Origin of the sequence: Nonlabens sp. MIC269 (assembly GCF_001430865.1) — a bacterium.
Classification (GTDB): Bacteria; Bacteroidota; Bacteroidia; order Flavobacteriales; family Flavobacteriaceae; genus Nonlabens; species Nonlabens tegetincola.
The window spans coordinates 2671361-2694967 of record NZ_CP011373.1 but is presented as its reverse complement, the minus strand read 5'-3'; the positions used below and the strand labels follow the sequence as shown (position 1 = coordinate 2694967).

General features: G+C 35.5%; 13 protein-coding genes. 1 reads left to right on the top strand and 12 read right to left on the bottom strand.

All coding sequences use genetic code 11. The features are described 5' to 3' along the window. Positions 1-68: 68 nt before the first annotated feature. From AAT17_RS12135 to AAT17_RS12090, 10 genes are all read right to left on the bottom strand, one after another. Complete coding sequence (locus AAT17_RS12135; RefSeq protein WP_060524668.1) at positions 69-2435, bottom strand: T9SS type A sorting domain-containing protein; 2367 nt, start codon at positions 2433-2435, stop codon at positions 69-71. 350 nt (positions 2436-2785) lie between these two features. Next, positions 2786-5134, bottom strand: a complete 2349-nt coding sequence (locus AAT17_RS12130; RefSeq protein ID WP_060524665.1) for an MFS transporter — start codon at positions 5132-5134, stop codon at positions 2786-2788. A 3-nt stretch (positions 5135-5137) separates the two neighbouring features. Then, on the bottom strand, positions 5138-6640 hold the full coding sequence (locus AAT17_RS12125; protein ID WP_082587015.1) for a glycoside hydrolase family 30 beta sandwich domain-containing protein: 1503 nt from the start codon (positions 6638-6640) through the stop codon (positions 5138-5140). Positions 6641-6642: 2 nt separating this feature from the next. After that, positions 6643-7902, bottom strand: coding sequence for a glycosyl hydrolase family 17 protein (locus AAT17_RS12120; RefSeq protein ID WP_060524663.1), 1260 nt, complete (start codon positions 7900-7902; stop codon positions 6643-6645). 58 nt (positions 7903-7960) lie between these two features. Beyond that, positions 7961-11410, bottom strand: a complete 3450-nt coding sequence (locus tag AAT17_RS12115; protein ID WP_060524661.1) for a hypothetical protein — start codon at positions 11408-11410, stop codon at positions 7961-7963. Between the two features lie 147 nt (positions 11411-11557). Beyond that, positions 11558-12379: a family 16 glycosylhydrolase gene (locus AAT17_RS12110; protein ID WP_060524659.1), complete on the bottom strand. Its 822-nt coding sequence runs from the start codon at positions 12377-12379 to the stop codon at positions 11558-11560. A gap of 12 nt (positions 12380-12391) precedes the next feature. After that, positions 12392-14314 carry a carbohydrate-binding protein gene (locus AAT17_RS12105; RefSeq protein WP_216598159.1) on the bottom strand — a complete coding sequence of 641 codons (1923 nt, stop codon included), beginning with the start codon at positions 14312-14314 and terminating at the stop codon, positions 12392-12394. Between the two features lie 9 nt (positions 14315-14323). Further along, positions 14324-17506 carry a glycoside hydrolase family 2 TIM barrel-domain containing protein gene (locus AAT17_RS12100; RefSeq protein ID WP_060524656.1) on the bottom strand — a complete coding sequence of 1061 codons (3183 nt, stop codon included), beginning with the start codon at positions 17504-17506 and terminating at the stop codon, positions 14324-14326. 289 nt (positions 17507-17795) lie between these two features. Beyond that, on the bottom strand, positions 17796-20564 hold the full coding sequence (locus AAT17_RS12095; RefSeq protein WP_060524654.1) for a hypothetical protein: 2769 nt from the start codon (positions 20562-20564) through the stop codon (positions 17796-17798). Between the two features lie 99 nt (positions 20565-20663). Next, positions 20664-21431 (bottom strand): 3'-5' exonuclease, encoded by a 768-nt coding sequence (locus tag AAT17_RS12090; RefSeq protein ID WP_060524652.1) that lies wholly within the window; start codon positions 21429-21431, stop codon positions 20664-20666. A 187-nt stretch (positions 21432-21618) separates the two neighbouring features. Here AAT17_RS12090 and AAT17_RS12085 point away from each other — a divergent pair, with 187 nt between their 5' ends. Continuing rightward, entirely contained in the window at positions 21619-22005 is a 387-nt protein-coding gene (locus tag AAT17_RS12085; RefSeq protein ID WP_060524650.1) for a hypothetical protein, read from the top strand. On the opposite strand, the gene AAT17_RS12080 is transcribed toward AAT17_RS12085, so the two are convergent. Both AAT17_RS12080 and AAT17_RS12075 read right to left on the bottom strand, forming a co-directional pair. Continuing rightward, positions 22000-22626 (bottom strand): hemolysin III family protein, encoded by a 627-nt coding sequence (locus AAT17_RS12080; protein WP_060524649.1) that lies wholly within the window; start codon positions 22624-22626, stop codon positions 22000-22002. The two genes, AAT17_RS12085 and AAT17_RS12080, sit on opposite strands and share 6 nt — an antisense overlap. Beyond that, positions 22626-23576: a nitronate monooxygenase family protein gene (locus tag AAT17_RS12075; protein WP_060524648.1), complete on the bottom strand. Its 951-nt coding sequence runs from the start codon at positions 23574-23576 to the stop codon at positions 22626-22628. Before AAT17_RS12075 ends, AAT17_RS12080 begins: the two co-directional genes overlap by 1 nt. Positions 23577-23607: the final 31 nt, after the last annotated feature.

Sequence of the window (23607 nt, the reverse complement as noted above, 5' to 3'; positions counted from 1 at the left end):
AAAATAATATCTAATAAAAAAAGCCAGCTATAAAAGCTGGCTTTTTCAATCTACAACTTGAAACTAAATTACTCCTTTACTAATTTTAAACTTGAAACACTGCTAGCCGATGTAACGCGTGCTATATAAATCCCAGGTCTCAATGAACTTGCGTCAATAGTTATTGATTCGCTATTTACCTTGTTGCTCATCACCATCTTTCCAGTTAAATCAAAGACAGCTATTTCCTCAATTAATTGATTGCTTGAGGTAATATTCCACTGATTAACGCTTGGGTTTGGATAAACGGTATAATCATTTAAAACAACATCTTGATTGCTAGCCACTTGATTTACAGAAAAGTAAACATTATCAACATAGACCGTAGCACCACCAGTTGGTTGTGCAGAAATTATGAATTGATTAATATCTGAGAATGAAGTCATTCCACCAGCACTAAAGTCAGATAAAGGTATAGATAAAGTCACCCATTGACCTGTAGCAGGAGTGAATGCTAGTTCTGCCTCGGTATCTCCTGCTCCACCAAATCCATCACCTAAAAAGTCAACTAACTTTATTCTGAACAACGTTGCATCTGGTGTCCATATGTCCATATTGAAGTACATCATTCCTGCTGCGGTAGCATTTATTGGACTTGCTACTGTTTCGATACCATTAAAATCAAGGTTTTCGTACAGTTTTACGTCATCTCCGGCTACCTGAACATCAGAAAATGTAGCTGCACTCCATGAAGTATTCCATGTATCAACAGGAACATCATTATATACATTACTGAATAAACTAATTACATCAACTTGAGGCGCTGTAGGAGCTGGAGCAGCAACTACTGGCATATTTCCACCTGTAGAGTTTGGTGCATTTTGGGAAAAGTATACATTGTCTACATATACGGTAGCTGTACCGGCAGGTTGAGCCGCGATGATTAATTGACTAATATCTGTAAAAGAAGTCATACCAGCAGCAGCAAAGTCAGCTAAAGGAATGGAAATAGTTTCCCATGAACCTTGTGCAGGAGTAAAAATCAATTCTGCCTCGGTATCACCTGCTCCACCAAATCCATCACCTAAAAAGTCTACTAATTTTATTCTAAACTCAGTCGCATCAGGCGTCCAAACATCCATATTAAAAAACATCATACCTGGCGTTGTAGCATCAATAGAGTTAGTTACAGTTTCAATACCGTTGAAATTAAGGTTAGAGTAAAATTTAACATCGTCACCTGCTATTTGAACATCCATTAAAGTAGCTGCACTCCAAGATGTATTCCATGTATCTACTGGTACATCAGTATAAACGTTACTAAACATACTTATAACCTCAGATGCTGGAGCAGTAGGCGATGGTGCCGCTACTGTAGGTGCTGTAGGTGCTGCGCTTACTGGATTTTGAGAGAAATAAATATTATCTACGTAAACAAAATCAGATTGTAAATTATCTGAGGCATCTATCTTCCATTGAAGAAAGTTTGCCTTAGAAAAACCACCAGTTCCTGCTTGATTATTAGGTGCATTCATCTCAAAGAAAGACAATGGAATCTCTACATGAGTCCATGTGTCATTTGCAATCGCTTCTTGCGGAGCACTACCGCCAATCTCATACCAATATTCAACAACACCACCGTTGTCATCAATTAAGAAAAATCTAATTTCCGTAGAATTAGAATCGGCCCAATAATCAAATTGTAAATAATTGTAGGCACTTATGTCGGTTACTGTATTTGTACCTTGTCCCCATCCACCAGCAGCAAGATTGAACAATAAAGTATTGTTAACCGATCCATTTCCTAAATCAGTAGTATTCACTGATCCAAAAGAATAGTCAGCATTCCAAGTATTGGTGTATCCACCAGTATCAGAATAAATACTAAGTACTTCAGCTGCTGGTGCTGTAGGAATAGGAGCTGCCGTTGCTGGCACTGGAGTATTAGGGATTACTGCTCCGTTGGGACCATTGATATCATCTATATAATAAGTTCCTGTCGCTGTATTTCCAGGAGTGCTATCGGTGAATATTACTATAATTGGATATTCAGTACCTAATCCAGGTCCAAAATCAACATTCACAGTTTGCCATCCCATCATAGTAGTAGTAAAAGTAAGCTCTGTTGCTCCAGAACTTCCTCCTTCTAATTTCAATAAATGTGTTCTAGTAGTGGCATCTGGAGCCCAAATTCTTAAAGAAATGGTGTTATTAGCATCATCAGATAAATCAACATAAGTATCTAAATTAAGAGCTGCTCCATCAAAATCAACTCCTGCACCTATCATTTCTAAAACGGTATTACTTGCATCCGTAGGATCTTGCAACACAGTAGCCACTGTTCCATTAAAAGCGCCCCAAGCATCATCTTCGGCAACTTCAAAGTCTATAGGCATGGATTGGGAAAAACCAATAGTCCCTATAAAAACAAAAAGTAAAAAAGTAATTTTATTCATTTTTTTCGAGTTTAAGTTATTGTTTAAAGTTAATATGTTGATATTGTGTTACCTTATAATTCCACAATACATAAATTATACAGTTTAAAATTAACATTCTTGTTATTACAACAATTTTCAATACTTTGATTTTCAAATCATTAACATATACAAAATATTATAGTTCATCACTATTAGTTCCTGTTTGTTGAGGTTTTGTTGAGTTGAAAAATTCATTTAAAAACACAACTATATCGTTTGAAATATTTTGTATTTAAATAAAAATGTCATTTCCAAAGGCTTAAAAATTTCAGTTTAATTATCACAACTACGGTTTCATTCAAATTCCTAAATCATTTTAAATTTTCGTATTAATATTTTAATTTTTCATTTTCATCCCATAGTCCCCATCTTCCTCCTAATTCACCTTCAAATCGAACCTTCCATGATTCATCAAATGATGAAAAATGGAACACAGAAACATCATTATCTGTAGCCCAGGTTTGTGTTTCAATAAAATATCTGATAGCATTAAAATGAGATGGATGTGCGCGCTCCACCGACTGTCCTTGACTAGGCCAGCCCGTTTCGGCAATAACAACTTCTTTACCTTTAGAAACACTGCTGGCAACACCATACATAGTTCTTAAATAATCTAAAGATTCATCTATTGCGATTCCTTCCCAAAATGGATAACAATTGACTAATAAAATATCACAAGCCTCAACTAGTAAAGGTCTTTGATAATATTCAAAATAGGTATCAACATAGCCTATTAAAACGTCTTTATTACTTGTAGCTGCCTTAACACGATTTATGTACTCGATAAGTTGTTCTTCAGAAATATCATTTCTCAAAAGAACTTCATTACCTACAGCAGCAACCTGTACTTTATTAGTTTGAATCAATTTTATTAATGCCTCGATTTCTTGCTCATTGCGTTCTAGATCTTCACTGATCCATGCTCCTGCAAGAACTTTAGTACCATATTGCTGAGCGATATTGGGAATTAATTCATTTCCTTCTGTACATGAAAAAGATCTTATCCACTCAGTATGAGGTTGTATAATTTTCATACGCCTCCTTATCTGATTTTCAGAAAGTAAATCTCCTATATTTTGTCCCTTAACATAGGGACTAAATGATAATCCCTTAACTCCTTTAGCTAGAAGTTCTCTAAACATCAGTTTAATTTGTGGTAGCTCAACCCTATCAAAATTAAATGGACTAGTATAAGGCGCTAGTTGAATTTCTGAATTGACATCCAAAAAATTATATGAACCATAAGTGTCCCTTGTATTTTCAATATCAGATTTTCTCTTATCTAATTCTTTCCTTATTGCATTGGCACGGTCTTCAGTAACGCTGTAGTCTTTCATTACATACATGGCAATAAGAGTTCCTATTAATGGGAAAAAACAAAAGAATGCGTGCAATCCATCGACAGATGCTTGTTGTTCCACTGTAGGTATTTCGGCTTCAAATCCTACGATCCAAATAATTACGCCACTTAGTGCACCAGCTATAGCAAATCCTACTTTAACCATCCACCAATAGATAGCACCAAAAATCCCTTCTCTACGTTTACCAGAATTTAATTCATCAATGTCTATTACATCGGCAGTCATAGACATCATAATGGTAAATAAACTACCTATTCCAAAAGAGAAAAATGGTAAGGCAATGATATACATCCAAGGTTTACCAGGAATAAAAAGAAAGTACAACATCACATATCCTATAATGGAAATGAACTGACTAATCATAAAGGCCTTTTTCTTACCAAATTTCTTTGACATACGAGCAACCACAGGAATTACTAAAAAGGTGGTTCCTAGTGCTCCCAAACACCCAAACATGGAAACCCATATACCAGCGTCACCTGCATTTCCATTAAAAAGTTTATAAACGATTACAAAAAAAGTAAGTGAGGCTACGGTATTGAATGCATTGAAAATAAAGAAGGTAGAAATACATAGCTTTTTAAATTCTTTTATTTTGAAAGCCTCTTTAAAACTCTCAATAATTTTCATAAAACTTCCACCTATATTATTTAATGTAAGTGGCTCATAATCTTCATTCAAAGTAGATTTACTTTTAATAAAAAGAGCAGGCACAATGGCACAAACAGCACATGGAATCGCTACCCAGATCGCTAATTCTCTCGCAGCAACGTCGGCAGATGGAAACCATGATTCATCATACATGATAATCCAAAATAATGGCGCAAATACCCATGCCCATTGACCTATCCATTGAGCAATCGCCATAATATTAGTGCGTTCATGAAAATCCTCGCTCATTTCATAGCCCATTGCCACATAAGGAACGCTAAATAAAGTAAGTCCCAGATAAAAAAGCGCAGACCACGAAAAGAAGTACCAAAAATTATACTGAACAGAATTTTCTTTAAATAGTTGCCACATAAAAATGTACGCGATACCCATTACAATTCCTCCTACTAGAACATACTGCCTTCTTCTACCCCATTTAGATTTGGTATTATCAGAGATGAAACCCATAATAGGATCTGTTATAGCATCAAATAATCTAGGGAACAAATAAATCATCGCCCATAACAAACCTGTGAACTTTAAATCTTCAACAAGTACTACCATAAAAATTCCCAAAATGGCAGGAAACATTTGATTGGCAAACATTCCAATACCAAATGCAATTTTTTGAGCCATAGGGACCTTTGTCGAAGTTGAATAAGCCATGAGTTAATTTTTAGGTTTGATTACAATCGTTTGAATTGCTTGAGCGTCTACAGTAATTTTAGTTTCGCTTTCGCGAAAGCGAACACCTTCAAAATTCAGTTGAAAGTTCTTTTTATTCTCTCCTTCATTAAAAACTACTACCACAATGGATCCATCTGGGTTTTGCGCTGCTGTAGCGATTAAATCAGTATCAGTCCACTTAATATCCAGCACCACTGCATCTGGTCTTATGAACCTGCTGAAATGAGTCATAACGTAATAAAGCGGTGTGAAATACACCTCATCACTTTCTGTATCTACTAATACTGGGGCAGCGCACCAATTTTTAAACCAGTTAGGACCACCTTGTTTATCTAGAACCATATTCCAATCTACCCAACCGTCAACCCAATTGTTCAAACATCCGATAATGTCTCGAGCATAACGGTTTACTGGAGCGTATTTAGGATGCAGATGTTTTTGGTCCTCTGGTGCCCAATCCCAACCCCAATCGGTAGCTTCTTTTTTCCAGTACCAGGCATCATCCTTCCATGCTGGCACCTCGCTATCAATACACCCTTCTGTTTCAATCAAGTATTTAGTAGGTGCTTTTTCATGCGCATACTGTAATTCTTCTGGAAAGACTTCATAGGTACTTTCATACCAGTGAATGGCCGTACCATCATAGTATTTAGAACTTTCTTGCGAGGCGTACATTACATCTACCCATTCTCTAATTCCTGCCCGATTTTGATCATAACCTAGAATGATTTTATCGCCATATCCCTTTTGCTCTAGATGTGGACCTAAATGATGTTGAACAAACTGGGTCATTTCTTCGGGTGTGTAATGCATGCTTTCCCAATTATTACCATTTCCGTGTGGCTCATTTTCTACTGTGAAACCCCAGATAGGAATACCTCTTTTTTCATATTCTTCTACGTACTTTGAAAAAAATAATGCCCACGTATCATAATATTCAGGCAGTAGCTTTCCTCCTACCCATTCCTTGTTATCCTTCATCCATGGTGGTGCAGTCCATGGTGAGGCAAATAGTTTAAACCCATCTGGTGAGATTTCCATAGCCTCTTTAATCATCGGTATAATGTCGGCCTCATCTTCTTTAACACTAAAATGCTGGAGTTGCAAATCGTCTTCTACAGGAGCATATGAATATTGGGATAAAGAGAAATCACAGCTATTCATATGCGTTCTATTTAGGGAATAATTTGCACCATCTGCGCTGAAATAGGCTTCTAATAACTCACGCCGTTTTGATTTACTCAAATTGTTTAATAAATAAGCACTACTCTCAGTAAACGCACCTCCAAATCCAGTAATCTTTTGATATGTTTTATCTGGATTAATGTTTATGGTAGAAATACTATCCAACTGTTCAAAAACTTGAACCTGAGAAAGACTATTACCAGCGGCCGATGTTTCATACACCGTAATATCAAAGGGTGTTTGCTCTGTACAACTCAACAGGCTACCAATTACTAGTAAGGAAAGTAAGCTCTTCTTCATCATTATCCTCTTTTTATTGGTGGTGTACTCACTGATTTAAGCAGGGCAATCTCATCTCCGTTGAAGGTTTTATTGATTGGATTACCATCTCTAGAGAGATTTTTAAATAGGTCTTGATCTACGAGGTCCCACAAAGCATATTTTGCCTGACCGTTTACAGAAAATAATCCGAAGTGATTTTCACTTCCTTGCGGATTTTCAGCGTCTTTCCACTTCTCATCAAAAGCCTCAAAATAGAAACAAGTAACATGATTCTTTATAGACCATTCTCTTATAAGCTTGTAATAAATACCTGCTTTGTATTCATCAACTGCTTTTGAACCTGTTTTTCCATATAACTCATTAGAAAAACTGGCCCAGCCCGTTTCACCTATATAGACAGGTTTATCTTCACCTATACTCTTTACATAATTAACCACGCTTTCATACTGATTAATAGCATACTGCAAGGATTGCTGCATAACTATTTCGATTTGCTTTTCTTTAGAAAGACGCGCTTCATTTTCTTGGACACCCCAAAAAACAGGGTTGTAATGCGTGTCATGCATAGGATAAGTATGGATGGAGATAAAATCAACCTCGCGTATCAATTCATTCAAAGCTGGCACATGATATTGTGTATCGCCGCCGCCCCAACTTGCAAAATTATCTGAACTTGTAATCCATAAATTGGTAGGTAGCTGTCCTTGTTTTTTAAGATCCTGGAGATGTTTTACCCATTTTAAGATAATGTCTGGCTGGACATAATAACTGGTCGCCCATTTAACCATTGCCTCGTTTCCTACTGCGATTATTTTTATAATGTCAGGATATTCTTGAGCTAGAGCTACAGCTCTTGTTATCTCGTCTTCATTTTGTTCACTTTCAATATCGTGATTCACGGGCTTTCCTGTCCACGCATTTTTACAATCGATCCATGCTCCTAACATGACATACATTTCAAAATCAGGATTTTCAGCTTTTAGTTGTCTTATTGCCTTCAAAACGTTGGTGGCGTGCGGCAACTGTACGTTATAGGTGCGAATAAGTCTCACATCCATAGCATTTAAAATTCTTAAATCCTCTTTTATTTGATCGATCGTTGGTTGCTTATCACGAGTCATTTCCCTGTATCCACCATAGCACATGGCTTGATAATTTGATTGGGACAACAACTCTTGAGCAGTCATATTCTTATAGGTTTTTTGAGATGGTTCCACGACTTCTTTTTTACAACTATTTAATAGAAGAAATAGAAGAAATAATGTCAATGGAATTCTCATTTTTTATTTATCATTTTTAGGTTATTGTTTACGCTTTCGCGAAAGCGTAAAAACTATTCTATTTTAAATCTTCAAAAACATGTACTTCTATCATCTTCACTAGCCCTGATCGTTTAAAAATCTCACTACTGTGCTGTGCCGTAAGTTGTCTTTCACCGTGCTCAATAACATTACCATCAGACAGGTGTAGGCGAATGATATTTTCTTTACTCTTGTGGTAAATTACTGGTACTTGACAGTAGGTAAATGCGAGAGAATTTTTAGATATAGCTATAGATTGTGCCTCTTGACTTACATCTAAATATTTAAATTCGGTACTTGAGGTGAGAAATTCGGCAGCTCTTAACAATTTTGGTTCAAATTGAATTTTACCATCTGTCACGATGATACCTAACTCTCCTATTCTACAAAGTATATCTTCTTTTACTTGACCAGTCATCCCTGGTTGCTGTGCTCCTTTTGTTGCAGGTGTGTGAGAATACGGATCTGTAGGGAAAGCACCATATAATTGCGGTGTTTTATGAACTCCAATTCCTGCTTGAACTTCATAGTAATGATCTAGTAAAAAGCCTATAGTTTTAGGATCTATGTTTTCTCTTATGGCTGCTAAAACAGTTTCTTGAATAGCTAATAATAGCTTAGAAACCATATGCCAATAAATCGACCCTAAACCTTCATAACCAAAGAAGGTTCCCGATCTACCAGTAAATTCTTTATGATTAAACACTTCTTCAAAAATTTCCTCTAGTAAAGAAGACTCTTGATGTATCAACGGTGCATAACTTTCATCTAGCTCTTTAATTGAATTTCTAAGGCTATCGACATTATTAAATTGTCCGCTAAAGTGATAATCACCAATTACATCCTGAGTAATGATTTGCTTGTTATTATTTTCTACTAGTTTTTGAAGTAATTGAGAAGATTCAACTAGATGTTTTGCAATAATGTTCTTATCGGTAAAACCTTTAAGCTCTTTGTTGGGATACAGTATATAGCTGTATTGATCTACACGGAATAGTGAGCTTTGTTTTAAGGCGTTTAGTACATCAAGTGACTCATGGGCATTCAAATATCCAGAGCTGAGCACTGCCACCTGACCTTCTAACATTTCTGATAAATAAGAAATTTCTATTTCATCACCCTTTATAGTCATCAAGTTATAGGCGTGGTATAAATTATCCTTACGCTTATTTGCTACGATACTATGATCTAAATATTTGAGTGAGATTTGTACAAATCTCTTTACCGTATCAGTTTTTACCTCAGTTTTATTACCTGAAAACCTTTGGTTATAAATTAAATGACGGTACTCACTTGCCGCGATTCCTAATTCATCAAGTATTGATTTCCTTGTTTTATTATCAATAGCTCCGTTAAGAACGTTCTCATAATTGTTTAATGTGGTAAGCAGTGATTCAAAGTAAACAACAAATTCTTGCGAAAATGAATAGGCAACTTCTTCTGATTGATCTAGTATTTTATGAGTAAAGTTCAAAAACCTGCGTAAGTAATAGAGAGTTACCATACTTACACCATTACCTACTAGAGCATTATTTGCATCATTCCATTCTGGTCTTTGGGTATTTAACCATATTCCAGCTTCAGGAATGAAGTTTGACATTTTGGCCAGAACAGTTGCAAGTAATTTTTCTAAGAAATTAACCTTATAAATAGTTTCATTTTGGCTTTTTAATAAAGCCCCATCTACTCCTATTTCTAATCTTTGACTCTCTATGTATTCTTGTGCCTTATGATCAAAATCAATCGTATCCTTAGGATTTTTACAAATGTCTTGATAAGGTTTAATAACATAAGGTACGTTTGCGTACACGAATAATTCCTGAGAGAAATAATTGATTAATTCTCCTGGGTGATAATTTTCTTGAAACTCTAAAAATTTAAGTAAGTATATGATTTGATGATCGCCCCAATACCCTATGTAAGACCATGGGTCATCTTCTTCAATCGTTTCCCAATCAAATCCTCCTTTTGTTACTCGGTAAGGATTATAACCGTCAAACGTAGTAGCATTTAAAAATTTATGAATCATTCCTTCCATAAACTCAGGATAACTGTGTGCAAGCGCTTCCCAATTCTGGAAAATATCTCGCCAGTTACCTTGATAGTCAAGAATCTTTGACCCATCTACTTCATCACGAGTATTGATTGAAAATTTATTCCATGGACGACTAGGGTCTCCATGCCTTCTACTGAATTTTAAAGGTAAATATTCTAAACACAGTCGTTTTAAATCTATATCGCTGGATACATCTACAAAGTGTTGTAAATCAAATAAGGTAAAAACACTAGGTAATTTCTCTATTTGCTCCTTTAGTGAAGCATAAACCTGTTTATTCGCTTCCTCCAGATAACTTTTAAAATCAAGTTTTTCAATGTTATAACCTTCATCAAAGATTCCACCACGCATGATGTTAAACATGGTATTTGCAAAATGTCTATTATTGATTAATGGGTCCTCAGTTAACTGTATTCCGTCACTTGCGGCGGTTAAAGCTATAAGTTGTTCAGTTCCTTTTTCAATTGAGCCAAGTATGTTTTGATATAGGTTTTTATCAGATTCAATTTGTTGTGCAATTTCATGAACATCACCTATGGTTTTATCTACATCAGCAATAAACATCCATTCTTTGGATTCATTTGCTTCAAGATCAATGATGCTACCATTAAAATAGGCACCTTTTTCTGCCTTAATATCATACTCATTGAATAGACTTTTCCCTTTTCTAAAATCGTTGACTTGTCTATTAGAAAGTAAATAAGTTGCATTATCCAATCCTAGCGACCAACATATGTTTGCCATCAACGATTCACTAGGCTCCGCCTTATCTACGATTACAGCACTAAGAGTGAGTAATCCTATACCTGAATCTGCATGTAGCTCAGACCTTTTGTATGCATCAACTAGATTACTAGATGCTTTTTGTAAATCCTCTCCTACATTTGCTGGTAATAAATCCTGTAATCCATCAAGAATTTCACATTGTATTGCTGTTTCATTATGATTGAGTAGCTCTGATATTCTTATAAAACCAAATTGATCTGATGAGTTCCAGCTGTATTTAATGGTAAGGTTAAGATCATGATTAATTTCCTCAAACAGTACTTTATTACCGTATTTATTTTTATAAAGATTTCTGGTAATCTTGTAGATACCTTCATACCTATCAGAAAATGGTTCCCACAGGTAGGTTTCATTCTCAATTGTGGCTTTTATGATCGTTTTACTGCCTGTAGAATCAGCGTTTCTGGTTATTTTATCATCTGTATAGTATGGAAACAAGGCGTGATCGCTATTCTTACGACCAGCTGTTAAACCTCCGTTACTAGATATAAACATCCAGTGATTGTAAGCGCTCACGATACTCATAAAGAATGGACGCATCGCATCTACATTACTAATTTTGTAGTAACTCTCACCATTTATATCAACAAGACTTCCCTTAACTTCCTTTTCTTTAAAAGAAATATTTTGACTTCCTAACTTCATTAACTAAATAATAATCAATATTTTACAAAAAACATTTTGGAACAATTGGCATGTAATCGTCCTAGTAGCTTCAAATTGTTACGCTTTCGCGAAAGCGTAAAAACAAAAACTATCCTGCTTGAATTAAAAATTTATATTTCCTACTTGCTATTCATAAACACGTACATAATCGACTTCTAAAACCTGTGGAAAAACGGTACTAGAACTAGGCGATCCAACGAAAGATCCACCAACGGCCATATTTATAATGATATAAAATTCATTATCATTAAAAACCCACTCGCCAGGAACATCATCGGGAGTAATTTGATTATATAAAACATCATCTACATAATAATTGATGTAATCTGGACCCCATTCAATTCCAAAAACATGAAAATCTGTATCGAATCTTTCGGTCATTAAATCGTATGATTTTGAAATCGAATTTGCACCACTATAACCAGGGCCATGTACAGTCCCTAAAACTATGGTAGGATCTTGACCTCGATACTCCATGATATCAATTTCACCTATTTGTGGCCAGACTTGAGTTCCATTATTATCATCTCCTAATAACCAGAAAGCTGGCCAAATTCCTTGTCCCCATGGTAACTTCATACGAGCCTCAAATCTCCCAAAGGTTTTTTGAAACTTACCCTTTGTCAAAATACGTGCACTTGTATATCCAGAACCTTGAAAATTCTCTTGAAGAGCTGTTATTTTAAGAACTCCGTCTTCAACAATGACATTTTCTGCTCGGTCTGTGTAATACTGTAATTCATTATTTCCCCATCCAGGAATGCCTTGCGCAGTTCCATCACCTATATTGTAATCCCAAAGGTTAGAATCTGGTGCACCAGGATTATCAAAATTATCCTCTAGCACTAATCTAGTCATGGTAGTTACCTGCTGTTGATCATCCGATTCACAGGAATGAAAGGCTGCTACAAAAACAGCTGGTAATAAAATCTTCAAATATGTTTTCATAATTTGATCTTCTTAATTTCTAAAATAAATATTGTCTACAAAAACATCAGTTCCTTCAAATGGCTGTGCCACGATAATATATTGAGCAATATTGTCCCTATTTACTAATCCAGTAAAATCTGATAACGGTATGTCATGACTTACCCATTGACCGGTCGCTGGACTGGTGATGCTAACCTCGTGTTCTGTATCATCTCCACCTCCGAAAACTCCGTTAGCTCCAAAATCAACGAGTTTTATATTAAATTGAGTGTAACCTGCCGACCAAGTATCAATTCTAAAATGTGTCATTCCAGTTGCATCAATGGTGTTTGACGTAGTTTCAATTCCAGCAAAGCCTAGCGTAGCGTACTTTTTAACATCATCGCCAGCTATCACTTCATCAGTGAGCGTTGTTGCAGCAGATGACCAAGGAGTTCTAAAAGTGTCCACAGGTACATTAGTATAGGCATTACTATAAAGCGATATTACATTACTACTAGGATCTACTGGAGTAGGTGCAGCAACTACTGGTGATGTAGGTACCGTATAATAATAAATATTATCAACAAAAAGATTTGAAATTGTACTATCTGAAACGAAGAAAATTAAACCTAACTGATCTCTTGATGCTAGTCCCGTAAAATTTGCCAAAGGCACATCAAAACCTACCCATTGGTTTTCTTGTAATTGATTACTACTTAATGTTACACTGCCAGAACTTTCATTACCACCTACGTTATTAATTAATTGAAGTCTAATAAAATCTCCTGGATCAATAGTTTCTCTTACTTGTAGATCAACGTGTATATGAGTCATTGAAGAAGCGTTTACAGTAGGAACATTAAGAAAGGTTCCTATACCTACAAAATTTAAATCTGTATATGTTATGACATTATCACCACCAAAATTAGCTGGTGGAGCACCACCTTGAGTGGTCTGTCCATCTGGTGTAAAAAATCCATTATAATAATCTACTGGAACATTGTTGTAAGCATCACTAAAAACTGATATTACATTACTAGGATCTCTTGTTGGGACAGGTGCACTAGTAAAATTTCCTAATGAATTGATCGTCAACGATCCTGCTGCATCAATTCCTGCAAGGCTTGCAGAAATAACAGTTGTTCCAGGTCCACTTACCATTGCAATTCCACTGGAATCAATTGTAGCAACACTGTTATCAGAAGATGAAAAATCAAAATATGCAGGTGCAGCTGTAACCGTGATGTCTCCATTTGCTGAATTTAAAGTTTGAGTAAGTCCTCCTATAGGTAAATCACTACCAGTAAAAGAAGATGTCACTTGATCTTGTCCTTCCAAAATACGAGGTCGTGGTTGCGCGATGGTTCCTAATTTTTCAAACTGTAACTCATCTACCCAAAAAGTGTAGGCATTTCCTCCTGTATCTTGTGTACCTGCACTGAACCAGAACATACCTCTTTCTTGAGTAAGTTTTGACGCATCAGGAATAGGAATTATAATTTTTTGCCAGGCTGTGCTCAGGCTCACATTAGTTCTAGCTACTCTGAACCTATCACCTTCAAAATCAACACCAAATCCCATTTCACCTATTGCAACTCCTTGTGTTGCACGAGCCCAAAATGTCAAAGCATCGTAACCACTTAAATCTCTAGGTCCAGCATCACTTCTAAATATAGCACCAGCAAAACTACCGTCTGGATCATTTGCATTAGGAACGTCTATTCTTATTGAAGAGTTACTTTCATATGCTACCTGATTATCGACTGAAAAAACATCTGGTTTTGCACCTTGAAATGGAAAGTAAAAATTGCTTCCCATTGCTACAAAATTATCAGTAAAAATCTCTCCTGTAGTTGGAAATCCAGCCTCAACAGCATCATCAGAAAGATCTCTTTCACAACTGATTAGTACCATTATTAAAGCTAAAAAACTACCGATCGCTTTTAATTTATATTCTCTATTTTTCATCATTTGCATTTTTTATTGACCTATGTTAATGTGAACGTACGTTCTGATTTCCCATTCTAAACCATCTGGAAAACCTACTGCGCTTATCGGATTAATTGGAGGGAAAGTATCTGCTGGAATAGCCGCTGGTGCATACCTTGGTGAGAATTCATTCAATGATCTCCAAGTTCCTCTTATACCTATACGAGTACTAGGTAATATAAACCAGTCTGGTTTACTGATACTAGTTGAAATATCCACCATAAATTGATAAGGAAATGTCAGGTTAAAATCTCGATGGTAATCGTATGGACCCCAATCGTTAAATTTTGCGTGAGCTTGTAGCATAAAGTTTTTATATATAGCTCGCAGATCACCACCATATCGTGTAATCAACCTGTCGCTATCACCATTTGCTTGACCATTACCATAATACCAATTTGCGATCAAACCTAAATCAGGGCTCACCTTGGATACCATTCTAGAATGAATTTCCCATAAATCTTCAGCTGGTGCTGAATTAGGGAATATCAAAAAGGATCGATCTGCTTGAAATCCAATATGAGCATCCATAGTAGTAGGTAAGTGACGGTAAACAAATCCTAAATTCATCGCAAACTTTGCATCTTCCGCTCTATCATTATCCCATTCATACATCCAAGTTCCTGGAGTTGGGTCATAAGTGAACAAAATTTCACCAGCGGTTGTTTCTCTATTACCATCTCTAACAACAAAAGGATCGTCTATCCAGTTACGTAATCTTCCAGGTCCATCTACATCATTAGGCATGGCATCTATTAGTGGTTTACGCCACATGAAATTAGGCGCTATTTGAAAGTTTCCAACATTGTAAGCAATACCTGATAATACACTATTTTGATTCCCGCTACCGCTATCGATAAGTCTCCATCCTGTAAAAGTCTGAGTTTGATCAGATCCTGCATTTGCCACTAATCCCATTGTAGAGGCCATTCCGTACCATCTAAAATTGCCATTTTCATAAGTAAGCTTAAGTTTTCCACCCCAATTATCGGAAGATTGAATGCGGTCTTCAAAAACAGTATAATTACCTGAAGTTCCTGTTACATCTTGATAGCTTATACCATTAAGAGGACTTCCACCCCAAATTCCTCCTACAGTAATTCCTAATTTACCAACTTGTCTATTTACTGCAATCGTAGCACGCTCAGTAGGCCAAGGCGGTATAATACCACTACGAGCTTGCACAGGATCAATGACTCTTCTTCCAGTATTAGGATCAATATCAATATCACGTTCAAAATCACGTTGATAAACACCAGCTACATCCCACTTCCCTAATTGTCTCCTGTATTTGAACATCATGGTAGGATTTGCTGCCCACCAAAGTTGCGGCCCAACAGCTGCTTTTAAACCTTCGAAAATTCCTTTCCCATCTATTTCAGCCCCAAGGAATTCTCCTCCATAAATATCAAGATTAGGTCCGTAGTTTGCTTCTCTATATAAATTAAAGAAATCTCCTTCATAACCCCAATGATAATGACCTGTTCTATAGAATCCCCTTAAATCAAAATCTTTGGCATTCCATTCAAATTCTGCTTGATAAATTTGGACTCTGTTTAAATCGTTTATATTAATTTCCTCATCATTAGTATCATCAACCACTACAGGTCTTACCCGGTTTTCGTAGAATATCTCGTTTATTGGATTTTGAGCAACATTACCTGTGATGTTTACATTAACCTCTGCTCTCATGTTGGCCGCTGGCTTTCCTTCAACTCCGACAAAGTAGGACTGCATGTGATCAAAACCTAGTTGATTAGGCAAAGCATTACTATCAGGATCTGGGTTGTCTGGTGTAGTAATTAGATCACCACCAGTATTAAATGTAGTGAACCTAGCACTTAGATTGCTTATTCTCAAAACCTGACCATCGCCTCCATTTCCGGCCGCAGCTTTATCGCCTCTTGCTTTCAATACATATTCCATCAGATTTACTGATTTGAAATATTCAGATACAGTAATTAATGAAATACCTGGAGCATAAGGATTTAAATCATGTACATCTTTTAAAGCGTAGTAAGATGCTCTAGGATATAATGTGTATAAACCGCTCGCGTTAGGTCTACCTTTTGCACAAATCCCAAACCATTCTTCATTCATGTTTTTAGATCCATTTTTAGTATCTAATGTGTAACCACCAGCAGTCCAACTAGCTTCAGTGTTATGGATGTCTAAATCCTTAGTTTGTCCTCGTTTCCACCATCCATCACTGAACTGGAATGTAAATCCACCTATTGAGTTTTGAGCCTTACCTAAACCAGCAGCATTTTCATAAATTTCTTTCCAATTATTAACCATGTAATAAGCCTGCATCTTTTGATCTTCCTGCATTGCAATTGCATTAAAAGCATCTGATCCAAATTCTGAGAACATTAATGGTTTGCCAAGTTCATTCTTTACTCTTTCAAAAGCATCGGTAAAGGATACTCCACGATACATATTTGTTGCGTAAACATCTATATCTGGAGCATGTTCTGCGACTAATTCAAGGAATAACAAATCACCATTACAAATAGCGACAGGTTTGTTTGAGACTATTGATTTTATCTCGAGAACAGCCTCATTCATTAATGAATACATAGCCCTAGCTCTCTTTTTAATGGTTCCATCAGTTCCTATAGGAACATCTTCAGTTTCGGCGCCACCCCATGACAAACCGTAATTATTTTCATTACCTAACATGAACATTAATAATCCTGGCGTATCCTTAAATTCATTAGCAAGCTTTTTTACTTCATTTAGTAAGAACCGCTTTGTTTTCGGATCGCTATATTCTGTGTTGGGCACCCAAACACCATCTATAGTTAAACCATACCTACCGAATGAATGATTTATAAGGGTGTATATTCCATAATTCTCATATATATATGTTACCCATTTAGGTTGAATTCCACTATATACTCTTATGGTATTAACGTTCATATTTTGCAGCAACGACATCTCAGCATCAAGAGCTTCTTTGATAAAGTCATCCGGTTGTGACCAAAAATCATAAGAATAGTTTGCTCCAATCGGAACATAATCCCAATTCATACCATTTATCATAAAGGGTTGACCATCTACGGTAAGAGTTTGACCACTAGCATTTGAAACTAATTCGACCTTTTGATTTTGACCGTGTAATTGAAAAACCACAGCAAGTAAAAAGAATGTTAATATGAAGTTCTTATTCATGTAAAAATAATTTGGTTATGAATTGAAAACGTTTTCGTAAACGCTGTCATTAACAAACCGATAACGTTTACATCGATAAATGTAAAAGTTGTTTTAAAAAAACAAAAGAAAATCACCTTTACTAAAATGCAACAAACATGCAGTTGAAGAGTTACGCTTTCGCGAAAGCGTAAAAAAAACTATCTGATTTATTTTCAGATATTTAAAATATCACAGGCTGATAAAATTTGTGTATTTATAGATTTCTGTATAGGTAATGTTGTATTAAAATTACAGCAGATAGTATAATTTAAATATCAACAATATAACCTGACAAACTGATATCGCGGTCCAATCCCAACTTTTTACGCAAACGATATCGTTTAATCTCAACACTACGAGGAGAAATATTGAGTAAAGGAGCAATCTCTTTAGAAGATAAATTCAACCTCAAATAGACACATAAACGTAGATCACCAGAGGTTAAATTAGGATGACGTTCTTTTATCTTTTTAAAGAAATCTTTATCAGCATTATTGAAGGCTTCCTCAAAGGTTATCCAATCTTGTTTACTGTTCAGGTTTTTATCTACCAGATTACGTAGTGATTTGGTTTCGGTTGCTTCAGGTAATTTAGACAACTGCGACTTAAGTTCATTAAGAGTTTCATTCTTTTTGATCATTGCCATAGTTGCCACAGCCAATTCTTTATTACGTAGTTCAATGTCGCCTCTAAGTTTTGAATTACGTAACTCAACAATTCGTTTTTCATTCTCAAGGTTTTTCAACTCGAGCTCTTGCTGTTGCTTTTGAAGGGCTGCATTCTTTTTACGCTTAAAATACCAAATGTAAAATCCATTTAATAAGCCAACTAATACGATGGTTAAGAGTACATAAATTACAATAGCCGTATTTGACAAATAACCTGGTCGTTGAATAGTAAAATTAAAAGACGCAGTATCCTCAAGGACTGCACCATTTATACGAGATTTAAGCTTAAAAGTATAATCTCCAAACGAAAGATTTTTAAGCTGTGTCGAGGCATTTGTTGACCAGGTAGACCATGATTCATCTTGTAATTTGTAACTATATTCTACTTGATCTAAAATATTAAACGTAGGCACCGTATATCTAATGGATATCGTTCCTATATTATTATTAAAATCAACTCCATCAATTAAAGATCGGTATTTTTCTGAATTGTTATCCCTGGTAACCACCGAAGTAATAACTGGTTTATAATATTCATCTGAAGTATTTTTTGTATTCAAACTTAAATAACCGAAGCTTGTTCCTAGTAGATAATCATCATTCCCAATATGATGAATATTTTCATATCCTATTTTTTCTCTTCTAAAATTATATTGAAATGGAATTTCATTTATAGAAAAGCTACCATTAATATCCTCGGTATCTATTTGAAAAATATTATTTTGATTGAACATCCATAGAAATCCATTTTCTTCCACTAGCGATGCCGACGTGTAATTAATGTCTTCAACTATTTTACTGAGTTTAGCATTAGGCCTGAAATTAGAATCGGTTCGCTTTTTTACATGAACAGTTCCTCTTTTTGAGTATATAATATCTCCTTTGAAACTTATAATATCTGAACCAATTCCCTTTGGTAGGGTTTCAATTTTCTCAACTGATAATGCTGTGGTTAATGCGTCGTTTAAAGTAATCTTATAAACTCCTTTATATTCGTGATTAATAAAAACCGTATCGTCTGCATCAATGGCAATAGCTTTAGAACTGATCGAAAAGCCTTTAATTGGAGTTGACTCAAATCCAGACTCTTTACGTTCTAATAGATACAAACCTTTATAGCTACCAGATAAATACGTATTCTCCTTTATTTTTAAGGTCTTCCAAAAACCGGTAGAAATTGAAATTGGAGTTACTTTATCTTCATCAACCACAAATAATCCAATATTATGATTACAGAATAATACACCATCAAGAAAGTCTAAGTTCCAAACTTGCCCTTGTGTTCCTTGCACAAACTTGAAGTTATCATTCCCTTTTTTAATAAATAGACCTTGATTGGTACCTACGTATAAATTATCCTCTAATTTAAAAGCAGTATGAACCGTACCTAATACTCCTTTGTAATCGTTGAAAACAGAAACCCCTGAATTAGGTTGTATAGTGCAAACACCCTTGTCTAAACCTATCCATAGATGTTCTTTACTATCTTCAAATATGCTTAGACAGGTATTATTAAGCAAACCTAGTGCTTGATTTATTTGATAAAGTAATTCACCTTGCGATGAAATAACCATCAATCCATTTGCTATAGTACCCAAAGCTATACTACCATTTTTAAGAAGAATTGCATCATAAACAGCAAGTCCTTCATTTATAGCGATCGAAGTCTTATTTGTTATTTGACCATCTTCAAATTGAAGTATTTCACCTTGTGAGGTAATCGCCTGTAGCGTATTGTTTTGTGTAAACAATTGAACAAAACCTATTGTACCTATGGCAGTAGAAGGATATTTAAGAACTGATGCTCCATTCTCCAGTTGATACAATCCTTTATTAAGGACTTGAAAATAGTAGTTGTTGCCTGTTTTAAAAAACTTATGAATCACCTCATCACTTACAATAGGTTTTATTCCACCAGTTTCAATATTGTAAACATAGATATGTGATAAAGATTGAAAAAGAATTTGATTACCTGCAGATTGAATGCTCCAGAACTCTTCGTCTTCTCCTAATTCAAGATTGCTTTTCTTGACAATAGAAGTGTATTCTAGCAGGCCTTTGTTATTCCTACTCCAATATCCAAAATCTCTATAACAACCTGTAAAGATGAGATCATCACGCACGTGAACAGATCTCATAATACTTTCATTTGGTGTTTTATAAAGGTTCCAGTGTGAACCATTATATTCTAGTAACCCTTGATTGTTTGCGGTATATATATAGCCTGACTTATCCTGGGTTATCATCCAATTTTGATTACCTGCTTGATAAGTAACAGGATCAAAATTTTGTATAGGTGGAAGTTCTTGAGCCCCTAAGAAGTGACTTATAATTAGAAAAAATAGTAAATACCTCTGTATAGTTTTCAAATTTGGAGCACTTTACCCAAATGTAATTAAAAAAACTATACAATTTCTTCTTCGTATGCTGTTGATGATAATCCTCGTGAGGAATCAACATACAACATCTTATTTATTGAAACCTTGAAGTTTGATAGCTGTGAGAACTTTTTTAGTGTACAGTGGAAAGTCAGCATTTTGTATCCAACTGTAATATCCTGGTTCTTGATTAAGGACATCTACCACTTTTTTACCGCGGTGTTTACCAAAATTAAAGCACTCCTCACCTTCCTTATTATAAACTATCATTCCAGCAAAATCAACAGATTTACGTTGAGTTGAAAATTCTGATAAATATTTAATATTATTTTCTAATTCAGGATATTTATCCAATTGACCTTTAAGCACTTCATAGGTGGCTATGGTATCAGCTTCTGCGCTGTGTGCATCAGTTAAATCTTTATTACAATAAAATTTATATGCTGCCACGAGGGTACGTTGTTCCATTTTATGAAATATGTTTTGGACGTCCACGGCATGCCTTTTTCCCATATCAAAATCTACGCCTGCACGCAGCATTTCCTCTGCCAGCAATGGTATATCAAAACGGTTACTGTTATAGCCAGCAAGATCACTGTCCTTAATGATATTGTTGATCTCGTGAGCTAGTTGCTCAAAGGTAGGTTCATCTTTTACCATTTCGTCAGAAATACCATGAACAGCCGTGGTAGCAGGTGGAATAGGTATAGTTGGATTTACTCTATATGTATAGGTCTTTTCCTCGCCATCAGGAAATATTTTATGTATGGATATCTCTACAATTCTATCTTTAGAAATATTTACACCAGTAGTTTCAAGATCAAAAAAACAAATTGGCCTGTGCAGTTGTAATTGCATATAATTGTGATACGATTTTAAAATGAGGTAGGTTATTTATTACGCTTTCGCGAAAGCGTAGCCATCAACTTTCAAGTAACTGTTAATTACACCATACCCTATTCCAATATGATTATTATTATTTTTACAAATATACCGGTTAACAATTTTTAGGCATGGTATATGCTTATTAAAAGTAAACAGATTCATGAAAGCATTATTAACAATTCTTACTCTCTTATTTTTAGGTTCTCAACAAAATCCTCATGAAGGAATACTAATCACAATAAAAAAGGACCGACGCAGCATTACTTACGTCGCAGAAAATATTACCGATAAGGATTTAGATTTGTTCTTCATGGTTAAAAGTGAAGGTTTTAGGCGTAGTGCAGACCGACCAATAATTAAAACCATTCCTGCAAAAGAAAAGGTAGATCTAATTCAATTAATTCCTCTCAAAAATCGTAGAGACACCGTTCATAGCTATACAGCCATCGTTACAAAACCAGAAAATAATTTGAATATCACAAAAGGTGATAGTATTTCATTAAAGACCAATCGAGCTGCAGAAAAGGTGAAAAAGAAAACATTATAAGGTAAATACTAGTAAGTAGTGACTGAAGCTACCTGCCAAAACGAATAAATGCCAAATTACATGGTTAAAATATAGTTTGTTCCAAGCGTAGAAAACTATTCCAACTGTAAAAAAGACGCCGCCAGCGATTAGATACGTAAGTTGATCCTCAGAAAACTCTCTAGTAACCGTGTCAATATCTAGAACGACTAACCATCCCATTACCAAGTAAAGTAAGCTGGAAAAGGCTTCAAATTTTCCCGTAAAAAACAACTTCCATATGGTGCCGAACAAAGCGATAGACCAGACAGCAATAAGAATAGTAGGCCCATTGCTATCCCATAAAACAGATAAACAAATAGGCGTATAGGTTCCTGCTATGGACAAGTATATAGCAATATGATCAGCTTTACGCAATTTAAATTTCAGCTTACCAGGAATTACGTAATGATAGGCTGTGGATGCGCTGTATAAGAAAACTTGTGATACAAAATAAATTACTATTCCCAGTTTTAAATTGAAATAATCAGTTTGATAATCTGAAAAAAGATAATAGATAGAAAAAGCTAGGAACAAAAGAATTCCTATCCCATGTGTTGCGACATTCCAATTTTCCTCTTGGGCGGTTTGAGCTCTTCCCACTAGAAATTGTTTTTAAATAATTCTTGTTTTGCGGTATTGAACTCGTTTATCATATTTTCAACAACTTGTGCCGCTGGAATAATATCGTCTATAAGTCCAGAGATTTGTCCGATTTCCAACTCACCTTCGTTCATATCTCCTTCAAACATTCCTTTTTTAGCCCTAGCTCTTCCTAATAATTGTTTAAGATCTTCAATACTTGGATTTGACGTATATAATTCTTGAACATCTTGCCAAAATTTATTTCTTAATAACCGTACTGGGGCAAGCTCTTTTAAGGTGAGATGAGTGGCTCCTTCACCAGCATCAACAACTGCTTGTTTAAAAGACATATGGCTACTAGCTTCATGGGTGGCTACAAATCTACTTCCTACTTGTACACCATCGGCTCCTAAGGCCATTGCTGCAAGCATTCCTTGACCTGTGGCTATTCCACCTGCCGCCATAAGCGGGATATCAATAGCTTTGGCAACTTGTGGTATTAAAGTAAGCGTCGTACTTTCTTCTCTTCCATTATGTCCACCAGCTTCAAAACCTTCTGCAACTACTGCATCAACTCCAGCTTCTTGAGCTTTTAATGCGAATTTTACAGAGCTCACTACATGAACCACTTTTATACCAGCTTCCTTCAGAATAGGTGTGTACGTTTTAGGGTTTCCGGCGCTTGTAAAAACGATAGGCACTTTTTCTTCAATAATTATTTCGAGAATTTGATCCAAATCTGCATACAATAATGGAATATTAACTCCATAAGGTTTATCAGTACTATTTTTAGTTTTTTGAATGTGTTCCTTAAGTACATGAGGATACATGGATCCTGCACCTAGTAAACCTAATCCACCTGCATTACTTACAGCACTTACCAATTTGTGACCACTTGCCCATATCATTCCACCTTGAATAATGGGATATTTAATATTAAATAATTCAGTAATTCTCCTAGGATTCATTATTGAGTATTAGTTTTTGTAAAAATAAGAA

What these genes read in the sequence shown, in the direction of transcription:
- AAT17_RS12135 (WP_060524668.1), bottom strand. Translation starts at nt 2,435, where the DNA reads ATGAATAAAATTACTTTTTTACTTTTTGTTTTTATAGGGACTATTGGT.
- AAT17_RS12130 (WP_060524665.1), bottom strand. Translation starts at nt 5,134, where the DNA reads ATGGCTTATTCAACTTCGACAAAGGTCCCTATGGCTCAAAAAATTGCA.
- AAT17_RS12125 (WP_082587015.1), bottom strand. Translation starts at nt 6,640, where the DNA reads ATGAAGAAGAGCTTACTTTCCTTACTAGTAATTGGTAGCCTGTTGAGT.
- AAT17_RS12120 (WP_060524663.1), bottom strand. Translation starts at nt 7,902, where the DNA reads ATGAGAATTCCATTGACATTATTTCTTCTATTTCTTCTATTAAATAGT.
- AAT17_RS12115 (WP_060524661.1), bottom strand. Translation starts at nt 11,410, where the DNA reads ATGAAGTTAGGAAGTCAAAATATTTCTTTTAAAGAAAAGGAAGTTAAG.
- AAT17_RS12110 (WP_060524659.1), bottom strand. Translation starts at nt 12,379, where the DNA reads ATGAAAACATATTTGAAGATTTTATTACCAGCTGTTTTTGTAGCAGCC.
- AAT17_RS12105 (WP_216598159.1), bottom strand. Translation starts at nt 14,314, where the DNA reads ATGATGAAAAATAGAGAATATAAATTAAAAGCGATCGGTAGTTTTTTA.
- AAT17_RS12100 (WP_060524656.1), bottom strand. Translation starts at nt 17,506, where the DNA reads ATGAATAAGAACTTCATATTAACATTCTTTTTACTTGCTGTGGTTTTT.
- AAT17_RS12090 (WP_060524652.1), bottom strand. Translation starts at nt 21,431, where the DNA reads ATGCAATTACAACTGCACAGGCCAATTTGTTTTTTTGATCTTGAAACT.
- AAT17_RS12085 (WP_060524650.1), top strand. Translation starts at nt 21,619, where the DNA reads ATGAAAGCATTATTAACAATTCTTACTCTCTTATTTTTAGGTTCTCAA.
- AAT17_RS12075 (WP_060524648.1), bottom strand. Translation starts at nt 23,576, where the DNA reads ATGAATCCTAGGAGAATTACTGAATTATTTAATATTAAATATCCCATT.